This window comes from Roseibium salinum (assembly GCF_026240905.1).
In the GTDB taxonomy this organism is placed as follows: Bacteria; Pseudomonadota; Alphaproteobacteria; order Rhizobiales; family Stappiaceae; genus Roseibium; species Roseibium salinum.
This window is the reverse complement of the sequence record NZ_JAPEVI010000002.1, coordinates 1-20374: the sequence shown is the minus strand read 5'-3', so window position 1 is coordinate 20374 and position 20374 is coordinate 1. Positions and strand designations below refer to the sequence as shown.

General features: G+C 62.0%; 19 protein-coding genes. 12 read left to right on the top strand and 7 right to left on the bottom strand.

Annotated elements, in window-relative coordinates; genetic code table 11:
* Window positions 1-11: 11 nt before the first annotated feature.
* The 5 genes from ON753_RS02470 to ON753_RS02450 all read right to left on the bottom strand — a co-directional run bounded on the left by ON753_RS02470 (window position 12) and on the right by ON753_RS02450 (window position 4177).
* On the bottom strand, window positions 12-986 hold the full coding sequence (locus tag ON753_RS02470) for a LacI family DNA-binding transcriptional regulator (protein ID WP_265960973.1): 975 nt from the start codon (window positions 984-986) through the stop codon (window positions 12-14).
* A 130-nt stretch (window positions 987-1116) separates the two neighbouring features.
* Window positions 1117-2610 (bottom strand): tripartite tricarboxylate transporter permease, encoded by a 1494-nt coding sequence (locus tag ON753_RS02465; RefSeq protein ID WP_265960972.1) that lies wholly within the window; start codon window positions 2608-2610, stop codon window positions 1117-1119.
* A gap of 14 nt (window positions 2611-2624) precedes the next feature.
* A complete protein-coding gene (locus ON753_RS02460; RefSeq protein WP_265960971.1) occupies window positions 2625-3044 on the bottom strand; it encodes a tripartite tricarboxylate transporter TctB family protein in 420 nt (139 codons plus the stop codon).
* An 87-nt stretch (window positions 3045-3131) separates the two neighbouring features.
* Window positions 3132-3767, bottom strand: a complete 636-nt coding sequence (locus ON753_RS02455; RefSeq protein WP_265960970.1) for a hypothetical protein — start codon at window positions 3765-3767, stop codon at window positions 3132-3134.
* Window positions 3689-4177 carry a hypothetical protein gene (locus ON753_RS02450; RefSeq protein ID WP_265960969.1) on the bottom strand — a complete coding sequence of 163 codons (489 nt, stop codon included), beginning with the start codon at window positions 4175-4177 and terminating at the stop codon, window positions 3689-3691. Before ON753_RS02450 ends, ON753_RS02455 begins: the two co-directional genes overlap by 79 nt.
* 234 nt (window positions 4178-4411) lie before the next feature.
* On the opposite strand from ON753_RS02450, the gene araD reads away from it, so the two are divergent.
* On the top strand, window positions 4412-6151 hold the full coding sequence (gene araD, locus ON753_RS02445) for an L-arabinonate dehydratase (protein WP_265960968.1): 1740 nt from the start codon (window positions 4412-4414) through the stop codon (window positions 6149-6151).
* A gap of 21 nt (window positions 6152-6172) precedes the next feature.
* Complete coding sequence (locus ON753_RS02440) at window positions 6173-7072, top strand: dihydrodipicolinate synthase family protein (protein WP_265960967.1); 900 nt, start codon at window positions 6173-6175, stop codon at window positions 7070-7072.
* 39 nt (window positions 7073-7111) lie between these two features.
* Here ON753_RS02440 and ON753_RS02435 read toward each other — a convergent pair whose 3' ends face one another.
* On the bottom strand, window positions 7112-7354 hold the full coding sequence (locus ON753_RS02435; protein WP_265960966.1) for a WGR domain-containing protein: 243 nt from the start codon (window positions 7352-7354) through the stop codon (window positions 7112-7114).
* A gap of 183 nt (window positions 7355-7537) precedes the next feature.
* On the opposite strand from ON753_RS02435, the gene ON753_RS02430 reads away from it, so the two are divergent.
* Complete coding sequence (locus ON753_RS02430; protein WP_265960965.1) at window positions 7538-8512, top strand: D-2-hydroxyacid dehydrogenase family protein; 975 nt, start codon at window positions 7538-7540, stop codon at window positions 8510-8512.
* A gap of 30 nt (window positions 8513-8542) precedes the next feature.
* On the opposite strand, the gene ON753_RS02425 is transcribed toward ON753_RS02430, so the two are convergent.
* Window positions 8543-9634 carry a polyheme membrane-associated cytochrome C gene (locus ON753_RS02425; RefSeq protein ID WP_265960964.1) on the bottom strand — a complete coding sequence of 364 codons (1092 nt, stop codon included), beginning with the start codon at window positions 9632-9634 and terminating at the stop codon, window positions 8543-8545.
* Window positions 9635-9764: 130 nt separating this feature from the next.
* On the opposite strand from ON753_RS02425, the gene ON753_RS02420 reads away from it, so the two are divergent.
* The 9 genes from ON753_RS02420 to ON753_RS02380 all read left to right on the top strand — a co-directional run.
* Window positions 9765-11252, top strand: coding sequence for a ferredoxin reductase family protein (locus tag ON753_RS02420; protein ID WP_265960963.1), 1488 nt, complete (start codon window positions 9765-9767; stop codon window positions 11250-11252).
* Window positions 11253-11349: 97 nt separating this feature from the next.
* Complete coding sequence (locus tag ON753_RS02415) at window positions 11350-12279, top strand: ArsR/SmtB family transcription factor (RefSeq protein WP_265960962.1); 930 nt, start codon at window positions 11350-11352, stop codon at window positions 12277-12279.
* A gap of 232 nt (window positions 12280-12511) precedes the next feature.
* The gene (gene arfA / locus ON753_RS02410) at window positions 12512-14023 is read left to right on the top strand and encodes an arabinosylfuranosidase ArfA (RefSeq protein WP_265960961.1); all 1512 of its coding nucleotides are present in this window, start codon (window positions 12512-12514) and stop codon (window positions 14021-14023) included.
* Window positions 14024-14037: 14 nt separating this feature from the next.
* Window positions 14038-15108: an ABC transporter ATP-binding protein gene (locus ON753_RS02405; protein WP_265960959.1), complete on the top strand. Its 1071-nt coding sequence runs from the start codon at window positions 14038-14040 to the stop codon at window positions 15106-15108.
* Between the two features lie 74 nt (window positions 15109-15182).
* Window positions 15183-16454 (top strand): extracellular solute-binding protein, encoded by a 1272-nt coding sequence (locus ON753_RS02400; RefSeq protein WP_265960958.1) that lies wholly within the window; start codon window positions 15183-15185, stop codon window positions 16452-16454.
* A 95-nt stretch (window positions 16455-16549) separates the two neighbouring features.
* Window positions 16550-17428: a carbohydrate ABC transporter permease gene (locus ON753_RS02395; protein WP_265961336.1), complete on the top strand. Its 879-nt coding sequence runs from the start codon at window positions 16550-16552 to the stop codon at window positions 17426-17428.
* On the top strand, window positions 17425-18255 hold the full coding sequence (locus ON753_RS02390) for a carbohydrate ABC transporter permease (protein WP_265960957.1): 831 nt from the start codon (window positions 17425-17427) through the stop codon (window positions 18253-18255). The genes ON753_RS02395 and ON753_RS02390 overlap by 4 nt, the downstream gene beginning before the upstream one ends.
* 449 nt (window positions 18256-18704) lie before the next feature.
* Window positions 18705-19352 carry a class I SAM-dependent methyltransferase gene (locus ON753_RS02385; RefSeq protein ID WP_265960956.1) on the top strand — a complete coding sequence of 216 codons (648 nt, stop codon included), beginning with the start codon at window positions 18705-18707 and terminating at the stop codon, window positions 19350-19352.
* A 313-nt stretch (window positions 19353-19665) separates the two neighbouring features.
* On the top strand, window positions 19666-20374 hold a 709-nt coding region (locus tag ON753_RS02380), incomplete at its 3' end, for a caspase family protein (protein WP_265960955.1).

Sequence of the window (20374 nt, the reverse complement as noted above, 5' to 3'; positions counted from 1 at the left end):
GGATGCGCTGCTCAAGCCGACCCGCGGCGGATGATTTCGAAGCCGAGATCGGTGACCGCGGGCGTCTCGCCGCCTTCAAACCGGGCGAGAATGGCGTCCGCGGCAGCCATTCCAAGGGAGGCCCGGTCGACGCGGACGGTGGTCAGGCTCGGGGCGACATGCTGGGCGAAGTCCTGGTCTCCGAAGCCGACAACGGCTATCTGGTCGGGCACGCGAAGCCCGCGTGCCGCGGCTTCGATCAAAACGCCATGCGCCAGAAGATCGGAGCTGCAGAAGATCACGCCGCGTTCGAACCCCTTCTCCTCAAGCAGCAGGCGCAAGCCCTCCCGGCCGCGCGCAAGGCTTGCCGGACCCTCGAAATTGACCTCGTCAACAGGTGAGCCCGCTGCCTTCAGGAACTCCGCTGCGAAGGCATCCTTGCGCCGCAGGGCCCGTTCGTCACCGGCCGAGACCGTGCCCGCAGTCCGGTAGCCGGCGCCGATTGCAAACTCGGCAACCCCGCGACCAGCACCGATATGGGAGAAGCCGACGCACAGGTCGATCGGCGTGTCTGTGATGTCCCACAGTTCGACCACCGGAAGTCCGGTGCCGAGCAGCATCTTGCGCGCCTGTGCGGTGTGATGGATGCCCGTCAGCATGATCGCATCGGGACGCCGTGAAAGGTGGGTCGAGATCAGCCTCTCTTCCTCATGCGGGTCAAAACCGGTCTCGGAGAGGAGGATCTGATAGCCATGGCCGCGCATCCGGTCGCTGAAGGCCTTCACCATGGCCGAGTAGACGATATTGGTGATGGACGGCACCAGCGCCGAGATCAGCTTGCTTTTGCGCGAGGCGAGCGCGCCGGCCAATGCGTTGGGCACAAAGCCCGTCACGGCGATGGCTTCCTGGATACGCTTCAAGGTGGCGGGCGAGACTTTGGAGGGGTCGCTGAGCGCGCGCGAAACCGTCACCTGCGAGACGCCGGCCATCCGGCCGACCGTCTCCATCGTTGCTGTTCGCCCCGCTTGACCACCTGACGTGCGCCGGGCTTTCCTGGTCGTCTGCCGCTCATTCATTCATGGATATCGTCTTGTGATTCCCGCAGAATTACAAGCACGCCCGTTCTCCCGTCGGTGCTCACGCGTCCGGGGGCACATGGCGGCGGGACAGGGCGATCGATCCGGCGATGGACGCTGCAATCAGGATCCACATCACCACCGCGATCCAGCTCTTGGTGAAGAAGATCGAGAGGCTGCCGAAGGACTCGAGGCTCTTGACGAAATAGATCTCCGCCGACGGGCCGAGAATGAAGCCGATGATGAAAGGCGCGATCTCCAGACGCAGCTTCACCGCCAGCCAGCCGAAGAGGCCGAAGATCAGCAGCGTCCAGACGTCGAACATGATGCCGTAGTTGATCGTGTAGGCGCCGATCACGCACATCATCAGGATGACCGGAAAAAGGATATGCTTCGGCACGGTGACGATCCGCGCGAGATAGCGGATTGCGAAATACATCATGGCGAACATCGCCAGGTTGGCGATCAGCATGGCGACGATCATCGCCTCCCAGGTGACCGGGTTGTTGCCGATGAACAGCGGGCCGACCTGGATGCCCTGCAGCGTGAATGCGCCGATCAGCAGTGCGGTCGTCGAATCCCCGGGTATCCCCAGGGACAGAAGCGGGACGAGCGCGCCGCCCGTCAGCCCGTTGTTTCCCGCCTCCGAAGCCATGATCCCGGCAGGCTCGCCCTTTCCGAACCGTTCCGGATTGCGCGAAAAGGTTCTGGCGTTGGAATAGGAGAGGATGGACGCGGCCGAGCCGCCGACACCCGGCAGAATGCCGACAAACGTGCCGATTCCCGCCGAACGGAGCAGGTTGACGATCTGGCCGCGGAAAACGGCGAAGGAGAAGGTCGAGCGTCTGCCGGTCTTGATGTTCTCGGCGCTCTGACCTTTCGGCACGCCTGCCTCGGCCTCATCGAGAATTGCCGCAAGACCGAACAGCCCGATCAGCACGGGCAGTAGCGAGAAGCCGCTTTCGAGCCAGTATTCCAGCCCCGGCGGGATCAGCCGGATTTCGCCGTTGCCGCCATCGGAGATGTCGTAGGTCCCGATCAGGCTGATGAAGATGCCCAGGAACCCGGAAAAGATGCCGATCAGCATGTTGTTGCTGAGCGCTCCCATCACCGTGAGGGCGAACAGGATGATCAGGAATTTCTCCACGTAGGAGAAGCGGATGGCGAATTCCGCAAGGGCCGGCGCGAAAAGATAGAGGATCGCAAGGCTCACCAGCCCGCCCACGAGCGAGGCGACGATCCCGATGCGCAAGGCCTTTTCCCCTTCGCCCTGTCGTGTCATCGGGTAACCGTCGAAGGTGGTGGTGATCGATGACGGGGTCCCGGGGATGCCCAGGAGGATTGCCGGAACGAGCCCGCCCGAAATGCCGCCGACATAGAGGCCGAGCAGCAGGGCAAGGCCGTTTTCCAGGCCGAGCGAATAGGTCAGGGGCAGACAGACGGCAACCGCCATCGTCGCGGTCATGCCGGGAATGGCGCCGAAGACGATGCCTACGAAGGTTCCTCCGACGATCAGAGACAGGAACAGCGGTGTGATGATCTCGGCAAGTTCCATGGGGCTTTGTCCGCTCAAGGCAGGGTAAGGAAGAAGAGGTCCGTGAACAGCCACCACACGAGCACCGGCGCGACGAGGGCGGTCACCAGGACCGGCGCCACTTTGCGCAGCGACCGCTCGTGGAGGAAGAGAAGGCCGGTCAGCAAGAGGTAGGGAATGGAGCAGATTAGAAAGCCAAGGCCCGTATTGGGCCAGAAATCGCCTACCGGAACCATCAGCGAGAAATAGAGCACCGTCAGGGCGATCGTCCCGAAGAACCGGACCTTGTCCATCCGAGCAAACACCGAGCGCCAGTAACCCGGCGCCGCCGCAATCTCACGCCGCCTGGTTATGACGATCGCCAGGCCCAGGACCGCCAGGATGATGGCAATCAGGGTCGGAAAGATCAGGTGTGAAGTCTCGAAATCCACCGTGATTTGGTTGAGGTTATCCATCGCCGTTCCGCTTACGCCAGCGTCCTGTGGCTGAAATCCTGAAAAAGCGAGGGTCCGAGGCTGCCGCCCAGACCCTCGCTATTCGGTTTATTCGGTGGAGATTTCCTTGATGACCTGCTCATAGGTCGTCCGCTTTTTCTCCAGATGTGCGCGGGCTTCCTCCGAGGGCAGGAAATTCGGGATGAAGAAGGAGGCCTTCTGACGTTTCTGGATCTCTCCTTCAGCATAGATCTCGGTGAGCGCCGTATCGATCTGCTCGACGATCCCCTGGTCCATCTCCTTGTTGTAAAGGAAGAAGAACTCCTTATCGAAGGTGAAGTCCTGCTCGCCATCAAGCGTCACGCTCGTCTGGGGACTGGCATATTTCAGCATTTCATCCCGCGTCGTGTCGCCCATGCCTTCGGGGGGAGCCTGCTCGAGCGTGACCGGCCGCGCGGTGATCCAGACGAAGCGCATCGCCTTCTGATCGTCCTCGGGAAGCTGCGTGAACTGCTCATTGGCCTGGATCGATCCGTTGATCACGTCGGCAAGGTCGTCGAAGAGCGCCTGGTTCTTGTCGGACTGGCTGCCGGTATTGACCGGTACGATGTTCTCCTGCGATCCGGGAGAGCGGACACGGGCGGCATTCTTCATGGCGGAGAAGCCTATTTCGGAAACCCCACCGGGCTGGATCGCCACGCGTACGCGCTCGCCATTGGCGGCGGCCGTGAGAATGTCGTCCATGGACTGGTAGGGGAATCCTTCGGCACGAGATAGGCGTTGCCCGGGTTGATGGCGACGGTGGGGCCGAGCTTGTACTCGGCGAAGATGTCCTGATAACCGCGCACGCCATAAAGGTTGCCGAGATAGGACTGGTCGTGGAAGATCATCAGCGTCGTTCCGCGGCTGTCGCGACCGAGCGCCTTGAAGGCCTCGGTTGCGCCCACGGCGTCCACCTTGACATTGATGCCCAGCTTGTTCGACAGCGCCTCGGCCACGATCGCCGAGTTCTGATAGGTGTCGCCGCCGGTCGACGTCGACCCGATGACCAGGCGCACGTTGCGTGGAAGCTCCTGGGCCTCGGCGGTAACGGCCTGTGCCAGCAAGAGTGATGCGCCGGCAGCGCAAACCAGCGTTCTGCGAGTAAGTTTCATGTGTTCCTCCCGTTCGGCTTTTTCAGGGCGCACGTCCTCGCCCCCGTGCGGCATTCGTGCCTTTCAGCAACAAAATGAATGCGCATACATTATGCTTGCATGACGACAGAGGGTCGTGTCAACCCAAGAAACACGCTGAGATGTCAGAATTCACTCTTGCAAGGAACCGGATTGACAGTAAGTTATGAATGCGCATACACAAATGAACATAAAGACGTGCAGAGGGAGAAAGCCATGGCTGGAGCGAGAAAAAACCCGGACTCGCTGCGAAGCGCGCGCTGGTTCGCGCCGGACGACCTGCGCAGCTTCGGGCATCGCTCCCGCATGATGCAGATGGGCTATGCGCCGGAGGACTGGGCGGGCAAGCCGGTCATCGGCATTCTCAACACGTGGTCGGACATGAACCCCTGTCATCTCCATTTCCGGGACCGCGTCGAGGACGTAAAGCGCGGTGTGTTGCAGGCGGGCGGGCTGGGCATCGAAATTCCGACGATCTCCGTCGATGAAAGCTTCACCAAGCCGACCTCCATGCTCTACCGCAACATGATGGCCATGGAGACGGAGGAGACGATCCGCTCGCATCCTTTCGACGGGGTGGTGCTGATGGGCGGCTGCGACAAGTCCACGCCGGGCCTGACCATGGGCGCCATCAGCGCCGGGGTTCCCTTCATCTACCTGCCGGCCGGCCCCATGCTGCGCGGCAATTATGCCGGGCGCATTCTGGGCTCCGGCTCCGATGCCTGGAAGTACTGGGACGAGCGGCGCGCGGGCCTGATCAGCGACGAGGAATGGCTCGGCGTGGAGGGCGGCATCGCCCGCTCCTACGGTCACTGCATGACCATGGGCACGGCCTCCACCATGACGGCCATAGCCGAGGCCCTGGGCCTGTGCCTGCCCGGAGCGTCATCTATTCCCGCACCGGACGCGAACCACAAGCGGATGAGCGCGGACTGCGGCCGCCGCATCGTCGACATGGTCTGGGAGGACCTGGGCCCGGATCAGATCGTGACGCCGGCCTCGGTGGCGAACGCGGTGGTGGTCGCAATGGCGACCGGCTGCTCGACCAATGCCGTCGTGCATATCCTGGCAATGGCCCGGCGCGCCGGCGTGAACCTTACGCTGGACGACCTGGATGCGGCGGGACGCACGACGCCGGTCATCGCCAATATCCGCCCGTCGGGCGACGAATATCTGATGGAAGACTTCTACTATGCCGGCGGCTTGCGTGCCTTGATGAGCCGGCTTGGCGACAAGCTGGACCGCACGGCGGTGACCTGCTCGGGCAAGACGCTCGGGGAGACGCTGGAGGGAGCCGAAGTCTATAACGACGACGTCATCCGCCCGCTCTCCAATCCCGTCTATCACGAAGGCTCGCTGGCGGTGCTGCGCGGCAATCTGTGTCCGGACGGCGCGGTGATCAAGCCGGCGGCCTGCGATCCGCGGTTTCATGTCCATGAAGGCCCGGCGCTGGTCTTCGACAGCTATCCCGAGATGAAGGCGGCGATCGACGACGAGAATCTCCAGGTGACGCCAGATCACGTGCTGGTGCTGCGCAATGCCGGACCGCAGGGCGGCCCGGGCTTTCCCGAATGGGGCATGCTGCCGATCCCCAAGGCGCTGTTGAAGCAGGGCCATCGCGACATGCTGCGGATTTCCGATGCGCGCATGTCGGGCACATCCTACGGGGCCTGCATTCTCCACGTTGCGCCGGAATCCTTCATCGGCGGACCGCTTGCATTGCTCAGGACGGGCGATATCGTTCGTCTCGACGTGCCGAAGCGCCGGCTCGACATGCTGGTCGACGACGCGGAACTGGCCGCGCGGCGCGCCGCCTGGGTCCGCCCGGAACCGCGTTTTGCGCGCGGCTTCGGCTACATGTTCCAGCGCCATGTCGGCCAGGCCAACGACGGCTGCGACTTCGACTACCTCACCACCGGCTTCGGCGAGCCGGCAGGCGAACCCGATATCTATTAGTCAATTCAGAAGGATCCCGGCATGGCCCCGAGCATCGAAACCGCCCTTACCGGCATTTCCGGCATTCTGGTCACTCCCTACGATGCGGACGGGGAGGTGGCGCCGGAGCGCCTGTTGCCGGTCATCGACCGCGTGCTGAAGGCTGGTGTCCATATGCCCGTCGTCAATGGCAATACTGGTGAGTTCTACGCACTCACCACCGATGAAGCCTGTACCATGGTGCGCGAGGTAGTCGCGCTTGTGGACGGCCGCGCGCCCGTTCTGGCCGGTATCGGACGCGGTGTCCGCGACGCCTGCCGGCTGGCCAGTGCTTCGGCGGAAGCGGGTGCTGCCGGCCTGATGATCCATCAGCCGCCCGATCCCTTCGTCGCGCCGCGCGGCATCGTCGACTATCTGAAAGCGATCAGCGACGCTTCGGGCGGACTGCCGCTCGTCCTCTACCTGCGCAACGACGCGATCGGCACGGCCGCAATCGAGGCGCTTTGTGCATTGCCGGCCGTCAAGGGCGTGAAATGGGCGACGCCGAACCCGCAAAAGCTTGCCGAGGCCATCGCCGCCTGCAGTCCTTCCATCACCTGGGTCGGCGGCCTCGCCGAGGTCTGGGCGCCTGCCTTCTATGCCGTGGGCGCCAGGGGTTTCACATCCGGGCTGATCAATGTCTGGCCGGAACGCTCCATGGCCATCCATGCAGCTCTCGAAGCAGGGGATTTTGCCGAGGCACGCGCACTGATCGCCGGCATGAAGGCCTTCGAGGACATCCGCGCCGAGGAGCTGAACGGAACGAACGTCACCGGCGTCAAGGCGGCGCTTCAGGCGCTCGGGCAGGATTGCGGCCCCACGCGTCCGCCCTCGGCCTGGCCACTCACCGAGAACCAGCAGGCGAGACTGCAGGCATTCCTGGGCGCAAACGGTTTGCTCTGAACCGACAAGAGAAACGGACTGCGCGCGAACAGGGACTTGCTACTGGGGGCAATACCCCTTCCTGAGCTTTTGCGCAGTCAGACGCGCCCGGTGTTCATGGGCCGTGTCGAGGTCCGCACAATAGACCAGGCGCGATTGCCCCCAGGTGCCGAGGCGGCCCCAGGTCCGGTGCAGGACCAAGCCGCCAAACAGCGTCGGTTCGATGGCGAGCCGATAGAACCGGGCCATGTTGCGGGCCCGGTCGACACGCGTCAGAAGAATGATTTCATCCCGATTTTCCATGGAGTTATTGTGCGGTTTCGCATCACCGCGGTCCAATGATTGGTTTGAATCGAAACCCCGCCCTGCGATTCAAGAACGTGATGGTTCGGTGCGGTGATTTTCCTGTATGAGAGTTCTTCCGGCATGCACGTTCGTCCAACGCGGGGGCCGGCAGCGAAACTGCAGTAAACTCAGGAGACTGGGGTGAAGATTGCGATACTGGACGACTATTTCGACACGCTGAGAACCTTGCCGTGCTTTGCAAAGCTGGCCGGGCATGACGTGACGGTCTTCAACGACCACGTTCAGGACACGGAGGCGCTCGCCGGCCGGCTGAATAACTTCGACGTGGTGGTCCTCTTCCGGGAACGCACGAAGGTAACGGCCGAGCTTCTCGACAGGTTGCCGAACCTGAAGCTGATCAGTCAGCGCAGCGGCTATCCTCATGTCGATGTCGAAGCGTGCACGCGCAACGGCATTCTGCTGTGTTCCAACATGCAGTCAGACACGCCGTCCTATGCGGCGGCGGAGCATACATTCGCGCTCATCCTGGCCAGCGCTCGGCAGATCCCCGCACAGATGGCGTCGCTCCGGGCCGGGAACTGGCAGATGGGCGTCGGCAAGACCCTGCGCGGCCGGACGCTCGGGATCTATGGCTATGGCCGCATCGGCCGGACGGTGGCCGGATATGCGAAGGCCTTCGGCATGACTGTCGTCTACTGGGCATCGGAAGGCTCCCGCGAACGGGCGATACGGGACGGGGAGACGGTCGCTCCGAGCCGCACGGCGTTTTTCTCCGAAAGTGACGTGGTGAGCCTTCACCTGCGCCTGGTTCCGGCGACACGCGGCATCGTGACGGCGGGGGATCTGGCCGTCATGAAGCCCGGCGCGACGCTCGTCAACACGTCCCGTGCCGGCCTGATCGAGGAGGGGGCACTGCTCGGAGCCCTCAACGCCGGCCGGCCGGGATATGCGGCGATCGACGTCTTCGACAAGGAGCCGGTTACCGACCCCGCCGACCCGCTGGTGCACCATCCGAACGTCGTCGCGACGCCCCATATAGGCTTCGTGACCGAGGACGAGTTCGAACTGCAGTTCTCCGATATTTTCGACCAGGTCGTGGCGTTCGCGGCCGGCGAGCCGATCAACATGATCAATCCCGAGGTCTGGAAGGGCTGACCGCCCCTTCGCTACCGGCTGGGCGAGACGTCAGGGCCGCTTCAGGGCCGACATGTCGACATCGACCCGTTCCGACAGGTTCTCCAGACTGTCATGGAGCAGCTGCAGGAGATAGGCCGGGTTGTGCACGAAGCCACCCGGGTCCTTGGCCGCGACCTGATAATTGTAGGCCGCCTTCAGCAGTCTCGGCGTCCAGTTCTGGTATCGATTGGGGAATACCGCCTCTTCCGGGCTGATTTGCCCGTCGGCATCGGTATCGACGAAGAAGTAGGGGAAGCTGCCGGATGCATAGCCGATCGGCGTGCCGGCGACCTCGGCCGCGTAGGCCTGGATGGCCTTGTAAAGCCGCGCGTGCAGCCCCGCGATTTCGGAATGGATTCCTTCCGCCGTGTCGCCATCACCATCGAAATCCGCATGGCGGGTGCGGATATCACGGATGGTCTCAACGCCTCTGTGACAGGTCATGCAACCATCCGTTTCGACCCGGGTCGTGTGCGGCTCGTGACAGCTGACGCAGCTGTTTGCACTCGGCACGTGCTGGAAGCGTCCGGCATAGTCGCGGTTCGGATACTGATAGCCGCCGCGCACCTGGGAGCCGTGCATCACGGCAGCCGCGACGCCATAGTGAATGTTGAGGAAGCTCAGGTCGGCGGAGACCGCATCCTCGCCGAGCGACCGTGTCGCCGCCACCACGGCGTCGCCCGATTGGCGGCCCTGATGACACACGGTGCACACGGCAGACCCGTCCAGACCGTCAACGCTGACACCGGAGGGGAAGCGGACACTCTCCAGCGCATGGGCCGCCGCATTATGGCAGGAGGCACAGCCGATGGGCGCGTTGATGGCGGCGGGGCGATCGACCTTGTCCGGCGCGCTTCCGTCAGCGCCGAGAAAATCAATGAAGCCCGGCTGTGAATGGCAGGCCGCACATTCGACCGGCACCTCGCCGTCCTTGTTCCAGTAGGTGAAGGAGCGGGAGTGATAATCGCCGTGCGGCGAGGCCATCCAGGCCTCGACCAGGTCGGCCAGAGGGTCGGCCTCCTGGGCTCGAACAGTGCTGGTGAGTGTCACGGCACCCAACATGACCGCAAAAATGGTGACCTTGATGCTGTCCAGTCGCATGGCTGTGCCTCTCCCGTGCCGGTGCCACCCGAACTTTGCCCGCGCCAGGATGTTCGGGCCATGACGCTGATCAATGTAGAATGCACAACCACAGGATATATCGCATCTGGACAAGAGGTCGAGGAAGCGGATGGGCGAGAACGTTACCGACACGCGGCGAAAACAGGAAAGAAGGACCGGCAGCACCCCGGTGCGTCTGCCCGGGCATGTCCTTGCGCTCGCCTATCTGGTTTTCTGCCTGATACCGGTGGCCCTGACGCTGGAGCGGATGACGGCCCCGCTCGGCGTTTGGGAAAAAGCCGGCGCGGTGCTCGGCTTGGCAGGGCTGGCGGCAATGGCAGTGCAGTTCGTCACTTCGGGCCGGTTCCAGATCATCTCGGGGCACCTCGGCATCGACAAGATCATGGCGTTCCACAAGGTGGCGGCCCGCTGGGTGCTGCTGGCGCTCGTGCTGCACCCCTTGCTCTATGTCGTGCCAACCTGGCTCGATGACCCGTCTCTCGGCTTGGAGCGGTTGCTCGCCTATCTGACCGTCCCACATTACCGAAGCGGCGTCGTGGCTCTGGCCGCGCTCATCCCGCTGGTGCTGACGGCCGCTCTGCGCGACCGGCTGCCCTGGCGATACGAATTCTGGCGTGGCAGTCACCTGGTGCTCGCGGCGGTCGCCGTCGGGGCTGGCCTCCACCATGCGGTCACGGCCGGCCGGTTCAGCGCGGCGGGACCCGTCAACGGATTCTGGTGGATTGCGGGTCTGGCGGTCGTCACGGTCATCGCGGTGCTCTACGGCTGGCGCTGGTTGCTGCTGCACAAGAGGCCGTGGCGGCTCGCCTCGGTGACGAAGCTGGCGGACCGCATGTGGGAACTCGACATTCAGCCCGCGTCCGGAAATCCGGCCTGGACCTACGAGGCCGGGCAATTCGTCTGGATGTGTACGGGCAACCGCCGCTTTCCGCTGTTCGATCATCCCTTTTCCATCGCCGACAGCCCGCTGCGTCCCGGCCTCAGCCTGATCGTCAAGGAAGCGGGCGATTTCACCGGCAGGATCGGCGAACTGCCTCCCGGTACGGCAATCGGGATCGACGGGCCCTATGGCGACTTCGTTCTCGGCTCGCACAGGGCCCGCAACGTCCTGCTGCTGGCAGGCGGCGTCGGCATCGCCCCGATCATGGGGCTGTTGCGCGATATGGTGGCACGGCGCGACTCCCGTCCCGTCCGGCTGGCTTATGCCGCCGGTCAGGCGGAAAATTTCGCCTGCCTGCGGGAAATCGAGGCTGCGAAAGCCGTGCTTGACCTGCAGACCATGATGTTGAGCGAACAGGATGCGGACGGCTGGCACGGTCTTGTCGGACGGCTCGATCGCGACCGGCTGGCGGCGCTGCTGACGGATCTCGACCCCAAGGAGACGGTCGCTCTCATGTGCGGGCCGGGTCCGATGGTGACGTCGGTCTCCGATCTGCTCCTCGATCTCGGCCTGCCGATGGAAAATGTCGTCTATGAGCGTTTCGATTATGGCGGCGGCATGGCCTCGCGCCAGGACCGCCGGCGATCGCTCCAGTTCGCCGCGATCGGTCTCGCCATGGCCGCCTCGCTGGCACTCTTCGTGGTCTTGAGTGGCTGATCTGCAACGCCTGGGTGACAGATTTCAGGAGGCCGATTGTCTTAATCGAAAAAATCGATACAAATAGGGCTTTCAGATCCTTTGCCAGGAACAGCGAATGAGCCCGAATTTTCTTCTCGTGGACCCCGACAAGGACAAGTCCATCGTCAAGGCGATTGCCTCTCAGCCCCGCATCCACCTTTTGCGGGAACTGGTCCGCACGCCCGGCATGAACATCAATGCCCTGGCGGCCGCATCGGGAATGCCGCAGTCTTCGGTCTCCGCCCATATCCAGGTTCTGGAGGACGCCGGCCTGGTGCGAACCGAAGTGCACAGGGCCAGAAAGGGCAGCCAGAAGGTCTCCTTTGCCGTATATGACGAGGTCATTCTGGCGTTTCTTTCGGCCGAGGAAAAGATCCAGCCGAACCAGATCGAGGTGTCCATGCCGCTCGGTCTTTACACCAACAGCCTGGTCACCGGGCCCTGCGGCATCTGCTCGACGGATGGCATCATCGGCCTTCTGGACGTGCCGGAGACCTTCATGGATCCGGAACGGATGAAGACCGCTTTGTTGTGGTTTACCAGTGGCTTCGTCGAATATCAGTTCCCCAACAACGCCAAGCTTACCGGCGCCGGGGTGGAAAGCCTGGACGTGGTGTTCGAGGTCAGTTCCGAGGTTCCCGGCACGCGGAGCAACTGGCCGTCCGACATCGTGCTTTCCATCAATGGCAAGGAAATCGGCGTCTGGACGTCGCCCGGCGATTTCGGCGACAAACGCGGGACCTACACGCCCGACTGGTGGAAGCTCTCCGGCTCGCAATACGGCATGCTGAAAACCTGGAGCGTCGGTCCGCAAGGCACCTTTGTCGACGGCCACAAGATCTCGACCGTGACCGCCGGGGATCTGGAGCTGAACGACCACCGTTCGGTTCGCCTGAAAATCGAGGTCAAGGCGGAAGGTCGCCATCCCGGGGGCATCAACATCTTCGGGCGGGGATTCGGCAACTACGATCAGGACATCGTCCTGCGTTTGCACACGAAGTCCTGACCTTGATACGAAACATTCGAAGTTAGCGGTAACGCATTCAGATCGTTCGTCTTTTTGCCAATATATTAAGGCCGGTGCAACATTGGCTGATCCCGAGGCCGGCGCCACCCTAAGCGGGCAAATTTGCGTCGCAGCATCTTAAGCGCTTGACAAAATCCCCTCAGATCGCATTCTTATCGGAAATTCAGATTTATATCTGATTTTTCGATCTTATGAATTTGGGAGTATACGTATGAAAGCGCGTGTGTCCGTGCACCGGGATTTCCGGATCAGCACCATCGACGAACGTCTCTATTCCGCGTTCATCGAACACATGGGCCGGGCGATCTATTCCGGTATCTACGAGCCCGGGCATCCGGAAGCGGACGCAAACGGTTTCCGCAAGGACGTGCTGAAATTCGTGCAGGACCTGAAGATCCCCGCCATCCGCTATCCCGGCGGCAACTTCGTCTCCGCCTACAATTGGGAAGACGGCATCGGGCCGAAGGACAAGCGCCCCGTCCGGCTTGACCTCGCATGGCGCTCCAAGGAGACCAACCAGGTCGGCATCGACGACTTCGCCATCTGGGCCGAACAGGCGGGCATCGAGATGATGCTGGCCGTCAATCTCGGCTCCCGCGGTCTGGAAGAGGCCCGCAATTTCCTCGAATACGTGAATTTTCCCGGCGGCTCCGCCTGGTCGGACCTGCGCCGCGAACACGGCCGCCAGGAGCCTTACGGCGTCAAGATGTGGTGTTTGGGCAACGAGATGGACGGCCCCTGGCAGATCGGCCACAAGGTGGCCACCGAATACGGCCGTCTCGCCAATGAAACCGCCAAGGCCTTCAAGGGATTCGATCCGACCATCGAAGCCGTGGTCTGCGGCAGCTCGAACGACCGTATGCCGACCTATCCGGAATGGGAGCGCGAAGTTCTCGAGGAATGCTACGAGAATGTCGACTACATCTCCCTGCACAAGTATTTCGGCAACAAGAGCAAGGACACGTTGAATTACTTCGGCAAGATCGAGGAAACCGGCCGCTACATTCAGACCATCGGCGGCGTCATCGATTATGTGAAGTCGAAAAAGCGCGCGAAGAACGACGTTCATATCTGTTTCGACGAATGGAACGTCTGGTATCACATCCGCGAGGAAGACGGCCGCCGCATCAAGGAATGGGACTGGCCCGAGGCGCCGGCGCTTCTGGAGGAAAACTACAATTTCGAAGACGCGCTTTTCGTTGCCGGTCTGCTCAACGAGTTCATACGCCGGTCCGACCGGGTGCGCATTGCCTGTATCGCCCAGCTCGTCAACGTGATCGCGCCGATCCGGGCGGAAAAGGGCGGACCGGCCTGGCGGCAGACCATCTACTATCCCTATCAGTTCGCCTCGCTCTACGGCCGCGGTGACGCCCTCAATGTCGCCGTGGATGCCCCGACATACGACTGCTCTGTCGCGGACGACGTCTCCTATCTCGACGTGTCGGCCGTGCATGACAGGGAAGCCGGAACCCTGACGCTTTTCGTTCTGAACCGGCACCTGACGGAAAAAGCGGACCTGGACGTGGAGCTCACCGGCTTCGGAACTCCGGCGCTCTTCGAGCATATTTCCATGGAAGGTTATGAGCTGACCGATACCAACGGCCCGGACAAGCCCGACCATATCGTCCCGGGCAAGGGCACGGGCGCCGGCGTGGAAGACGACCGGCTGAGGGGGGCACTTGCACCGCTCTCCTACCATGTTCTGCGCTTGAACGTCGCTTGAGGGGAAGGCAAGCCATGGGCGTACAGCTCCGTAATGTGCGAAAGGTCTTCGGAGAGGTCGGGGTTATCCACGACGTCAGCATGGATATTCCAACCGGGGACTTTGCGGTCTTCGTCGGCCCTTCGGGCTGCGGCAAGTCCACGTTGTTGCGCATGATTGCAGGCCTGGAGGACACGACGGCCGGCGCCATTTCCATTGAAGGCACGGATGTGACGAATCGGGAGCCGGCAAAGCGCGGCGTTGCCATGGTCTTCCAGTCCTACGCGCTGTATCCGCATCTATCCGTGTTCGAAAACATGGCCTTTTCCATGCGCCTGCGGCGCGCGCCCAAGGGCGAGGTGCGCGAGAAGGTTCTCGAGGCGGCGCGTATCCTGCAGCTGGAGGATCATCTGGAGAAAAAGCCGTCGCAGCTCTCCGGCGGCCAACGCCAGCGCGTGGCGATCGGCCGGGCGATCGTGCGCCAGCCGAAGGTGTTTCTGTTCGATGAACCGCTGTCCAACCTTGACGCGGAACTGCGTGTCCAGATGCGCCTGGAGCTTGCCCGGCTGCACAAGCAGATCGGCGCGACGATGATCTACGTCACCCACGACCAGGTCGAGGCGATGACGCTTGCCGATCGCATTTTCGTGCTGAAAGAGGGCATCGTGCAGCAGGCCGGCAAGCCGCTGGATCTCTATGACGACCCGGACAACAGGTTCGTCGCCGGTTTCATCGGCTCGCCCGCCATGAATTTCCTCGCCGGAAAGATCGTGGAGCGGGAAGGCGAGAGCCTGCGCATCGCGATCGATGGAACCGATGCATTGGTCCTGGCGAAGGTTTCCGGCGACATCGCGCCGGGAACCGCGGTGACCGTCGGCCTGCGCCCCGAGCATCTCGATAGCGCGGAGACGGGGATTCCGGTCACCGTCGAAATGGCGGAGGACCTCGGCGGCGTTTCCTATCTGCACACTCATTTGCCGGACGGCCGCGAAGTCGTCGTGGAATGGCGCGGCAGCCGGCATGCCGGCGGCGGCGAAGCCATCAGGCTGACCTGCGCACCGGAGCAAGTTCTGGTCTTCGACAAAAAGGACCAGCGCGTACGGTAGACGCATTGTCTGCCTTGAAGACTTGGACCGGCCAGGAGGGGACTTTCCGCCGGTCCGCCAACAGGGAGGATGCAATGAAATACCTTAAGACACTTCTGGCAGCCGGGGCCATGAGCCTTGCCAGTCTGCCGGCACTTGCCCAGCAGGACATCACCTGGTGGGATTTCCTCAGCGGCGGCGACGGCGTTCGCATGAAGGCGCTGATCGCCCGCTTCAACGAAGAACACCCGGACATCAAGATCAACGGCACCACGCTGGAATGGGGCGTTCCCTTCTATACGAAGGTGCGGACCTCCGTTGCCGTCGGCCAGGGGCCGGACGTCATGACCTATCACCTGTCGCGCATGCCGCTCGGACTGGAAGAAGACGTGCTCGACGTGATCACCGAAGAGGATCTTGCCACTGCCGGCCTCAGCAAGGACGATTTCTTCCCTGCGGCGATCGCCGCGGCGAGCGATGCGGACGGCAATCTGCATGCCGTCCCCTTCGACATTCACGCAATCATTCTCTACTACAACAAGAGCTTTTTCGAAGGCTCACGCTTCCTGGACGAAGAGGGCAACCTGACCGGGATCGAAAGCCTCGAAGACTTTGAGGAAGCCCTTGCACTGGCCAAGGAAAACGGCGCGGAGGCTCCGGTCTCCTATGCGACCGGCGACGACGGCGGCACTTACCGTGTCTTCTTCACGCTTCTGAAGCAGCAGGGCGGCGAGTTGATCACCGATGGCGAAGTGCTGGCCGGCGACAATCTGGAAAAGGCCGCCAAGGCCATCGAGATCATGACCAGGTGGCACGAGCAGGGATGGCAGCCGGAACAGGCTGAATATGAGGCCTCCGTTGCCCTCTTCACGTCCGGCAAGGCCGCCTTCCAGATGAACGGCGTTTGGGAAGTCCCGACCATGACGGACATGGAAGAAAAGGGAACGCTCGGCTTCGAATGGGGCGCCGTTCAGATCCCGACGCTCATGGGCACCACCGCAACCTGGGCCGACTCTCACGCCTTCGCCATCCCCAAGGGCGCCGACATGAGCGAAGAAAAGCGCGCCGCCGTCATGACCGCCATCGGCTGGATGGAAAAGAACGCGATCTCCTGGGCTGATGCCGGCCACATCCCGGCCTACAAGCCGGTTGCCACAAGCGACGAGTTCAAGCAGATGGAGCCGAACGCGACCTATTCGTCTCTTGCCGAGACCGCGGCCTATGATCCACGCTCGCCGATCGCCGGGGTGGCGTCTCCGGCCTATGATGCGGCCATAAACATCATTTCTCCGGCCATGCACGGCTATCTGGAACCAACACAGGCGGCAGAACAGATCAAGAGCGAACTGCAGTCGAAACTGCAATAAGCCGCGACATCGGCCCCATCGATTCCGTGCCGCGCAGTGCGTTCTGCGCGGCACGGGGAACGGCAAGACGGAAAAGGACGTAGACAACCGTGGCCATGATCACCAATCGGCGCAAGGAAGTGGCGGTCGCCATGACGCTGATTGCGCCTTTCGTTCTGACCTTCGCTCTGGTCTTTCTCTATCCGACCATCCGGATGGTCGAGCTGAGCTTTACCAACGCGCCGCTGATCGGCCCCGGAGAGTGGGTGGGTTTGGCCAACTTCAAGCGTCTCCTGACCGACAACCTCTTCTATACGTCTTTGAAGAACAACGGCTATTTCGTTCTGCTCACCGTCGTGCCGACGACGGTGCTGGCGCTTGCCATCGCGATGATGATCACCCGGCTGACGGGTAGGCTACAGGCGCTGATCCTGGCGCTGTTCTTCCTGCCCTATATCCTGCCGGTTTCGGTGGTCACGCAGATCTGGTCCTGGATGCTCGACTTCCAGTTCGGTGTGCTGCAGCCGGTTTTCACCTTCTTCACCGGAAAGCCCGTGCCCGTCTTCAAGAACCCCTATTGGGTGATGCCGACTGTGGCGGCCGTCACCATCTGGTGGACCAACGGCTTCAACGTCCTGCTCTTCATCGCCGGATTGCGCAACATCTCCAGCGATTTCTACGAGGCGGCCGCCCTGGACGGCGCGACCCGCTGGCAGCAGTTCCGGAAGGTTACCTGGCCGCTGCTTTGGCCGGTCACGGCCTTGGTGCTGACGCTGCAACTCATTCTTCAGCTGAAGATCTTCGACCAGATCTACCTGCTGTCCTCGGGCGGACCGTTCAATTCGTCCTATGTCCTTCTGCTCATGGTCTACCGCGAGGCCTTCCAGCTGAACCACGGCGGCTACGCCTCCGCCGTCGCACTCATCCTGTTCGTGGTGATCATGGTGGTCTCCGTCCTCCAGTTTCAGCTCCTGCGGGCGGGAGGCAGGAGATGAAACGATCGCGCAGACTGGAAAACTGGGTGCTGGCGATCGGCAGTCTCTTTGCCGCCGCGCTGTGGATCTTCCCGCTCTACTGGGCGTTCATCACCTCGATCCGGACGGAGGAGCGGGTGGTGAGCCAGGAAGCCGGCGTCGTGCCGGACGAATTCAACCTGTTCTCCTATTACGACGTCCTCTTCAACACCCAGCTGCTCAACTGGTACTGGAATTCGATCGGCACCTCGGTGATCATCACGGTTGTGGTCATCGTCTCTGGCATGATGTGCGCCTATGCCATTTCCCAGATGCGCTTTCCCGGGCGGCGCCTGCTCTACGGCGTGGTTCTGGCGAGCTTCATGGTGCCCTCCCAGGCGCTGGTGGTCACCCAGTTCATCCTGATGAACGACATGGGGCTGATTAACACATGGGCCGGCATCATCCTGCCACAGCTCATCGTTCCGGTGGTGATCATCGTCTACAAGCAGTTCTTCGACGCCGTGCCGAAGGAGATGCGCGAGGCGGTGGTCCTAGACGGCGGCGGCGATTACACGCTCCTCTTCAGGATCTACCTGCCGCTGAACTGGGGCATCACCTCCGCCCTGGCCATCATCACCTTCATCATGGCCTGGAACCAGTTCCTCTGGCCGTTCCTGGTGATCACCACCGAAAACCGGATGACGATCCCGGTGGGGATCACCCAGGTCAACGACGCGTTCGGCGTCTATTATGCACGGCTGATGTCCGTCGCCCTGCTCGGCGCCATGCCGGTGGCCATCGCCTATCTGGTGTTCCAGAAGAAAGTCACCGAAGCGGTGATGATCTCCTCAGGCGTAAAGGGCTGAAGCCGGAGAGGTATCGATTTCCGCCCGGAACCGGGCGGATCTCGCGTTCCACCTTTGCGCTGACACCCTGGATTCCGCCTGACCCGCATTTCGCGAGTTTACTGCGCCGCAGGCGGCGCGCGCGGGGTCATTTCGCCGGCATTTTTCGCCTCCGTGCGGCTCGACCATATGCCCAAAACGCTATTTGCCGCCCGGGGCCGCATCTGCCGCGCTGAAACGAAATGCGCACATAAGGCGTTTGATATATGCGAACCTTTTCAAAGGTGATTTCAACCGGGTCGAACCGAAGAAACCATCGGCGGGGGTCGCATTTTGCGCGTTCATGTGTTTGAACATCGCACTGACCGGACCTAGTTGATAAGAGGACCCGAAAACAAAATGGCCACTGCATGAATCAGACCGACACCCTATCGACACGCATTCGCAGGATGAGGCAGAAAATCGGCGGCTTGGTCGATAACCCCGGTCAGATCGTTCGCAAACTCGATGATGCTGCGGTTCTTGCAGCCTATGCCCGTTGGGCGCCCGTCTATGACATGTTCTTCCGTATCCCGCTTTACTGGGGACGGCGCGCGGCAGTCCGGCACGTGAACGAACTGGACGGACACGTTCTGGAGGCCGGTGTCGGCACCGGCATGTCGCTGCCACTCTACAAGGATCGCCTGAAGATAACCGGCATCGACATTTCCGAGGAAATGCTGAAGAAGGCCCGGAAGAAGGTCAGCCATCGGCCCAATATCGACGACCTTCAGGTAATGGATGCCGGCAGGCTCTCCTATCCCGACAATCATTTCGACGTGGTCGTCGCCATGTATGTCATCACCGTCGTCCCGGACCCGGACAAGGTGGTCCAGGAGCTTGAGCGCGTCACGAAACCCGGTGGGACCGTCATCCTCGTCAATCATTTCTCCACGGATACGGGCCCGTGGTCGGTCTTCGAGCAGGGACTGAAGAAATTCGGCCACCGGCTCGGCTGGAATCCCGAATTTCCAAGATCCCGGATCCTCGGACGAACCAGGCTGCAGCTTGAAATCGAGGAAAGTGTCCCGCCCCTCAGGTTATTTACGCTGCTCAAGTTTCGAAAGAGGTCTTCATAACCCCAGGCTGGGGACCCAGCCCGGTGCCCGCGCGGCGCACTGCAGATGTCGTGGCTGTACTTTTCTGCGGAACTGCCGTAACGAAATGGCACTTGTCTTCGTTGGCTTTTGACATGATTATATGGGTGTGTACTTGAAAGCGACTTTGAGCCGGGACAGGTTTCACATGCGTTCGCGACAAGCCCCGAACGGGCACCAATCGTGTCTGTGGCTTGTCAGGGCCTGCAGAGTCCGTCTGCTGCTTGCCCTGATGCTCTGCATCGTCACTGCCGCCACAGCCCATGCATCGACCGATCCCTTTGCGGAACGGCGAATGGCGCTGATCGTCGGCATTGCCGACTATCAGAATGCGCCAGACCTCTACAACACCACCAATGACGGCAAGCTCATTTCGGAGACGCTGAAGAAGCTGGACTTCGAAGTTTCGGAGCATTTCGATATCGGTCTTGACGAGTTCAAGGACCTTTTGAAGCGGTTCGAGTTCGAATCGGAAACGGCCGATGTGGCTCTGGTCTATTTCGCCGGGCATGGCATTGAGGTCGGCGGCACCAACTTCCTGGTGCCGGCCGACGCCGACGCCGCCAGCCGCCAGCGGGTTGCCGACACCTCGGTTTCTCTGGACGACATCCTGGCCGCGGTCGACAAGGCCCGCCAGTTGCGGATCGTCATTCTCGATTCCTGCCGGAACGATCCGTTTGCAAGCGCCGACGGCAAGGATACTCTCACCCTCGAAAATGCATCTGTCAGGAGCAGTCTGGCGCCTCCCTCGCCGGAGCGGGGAACATTGGTGGCTTATGCGGCCGAGGCCGGAGCGATCGCGCTTGACGGGGCAGGGGACAACAGTCCCTTCGCCACAGCGCTCGCCCAGACCCTCAAGACCAAGGATCTCGAAATCGGCCTGGCGTTCCGCCGCGTACGCGACACGGTGCTCAAGGCGACGGGCAATGCCCAGGAGCCGCACACCTACGGCTCCCTGTCGGGACAGCCCTATTTCCTCGCCGGGCAGAGCCAGGAGATCAACG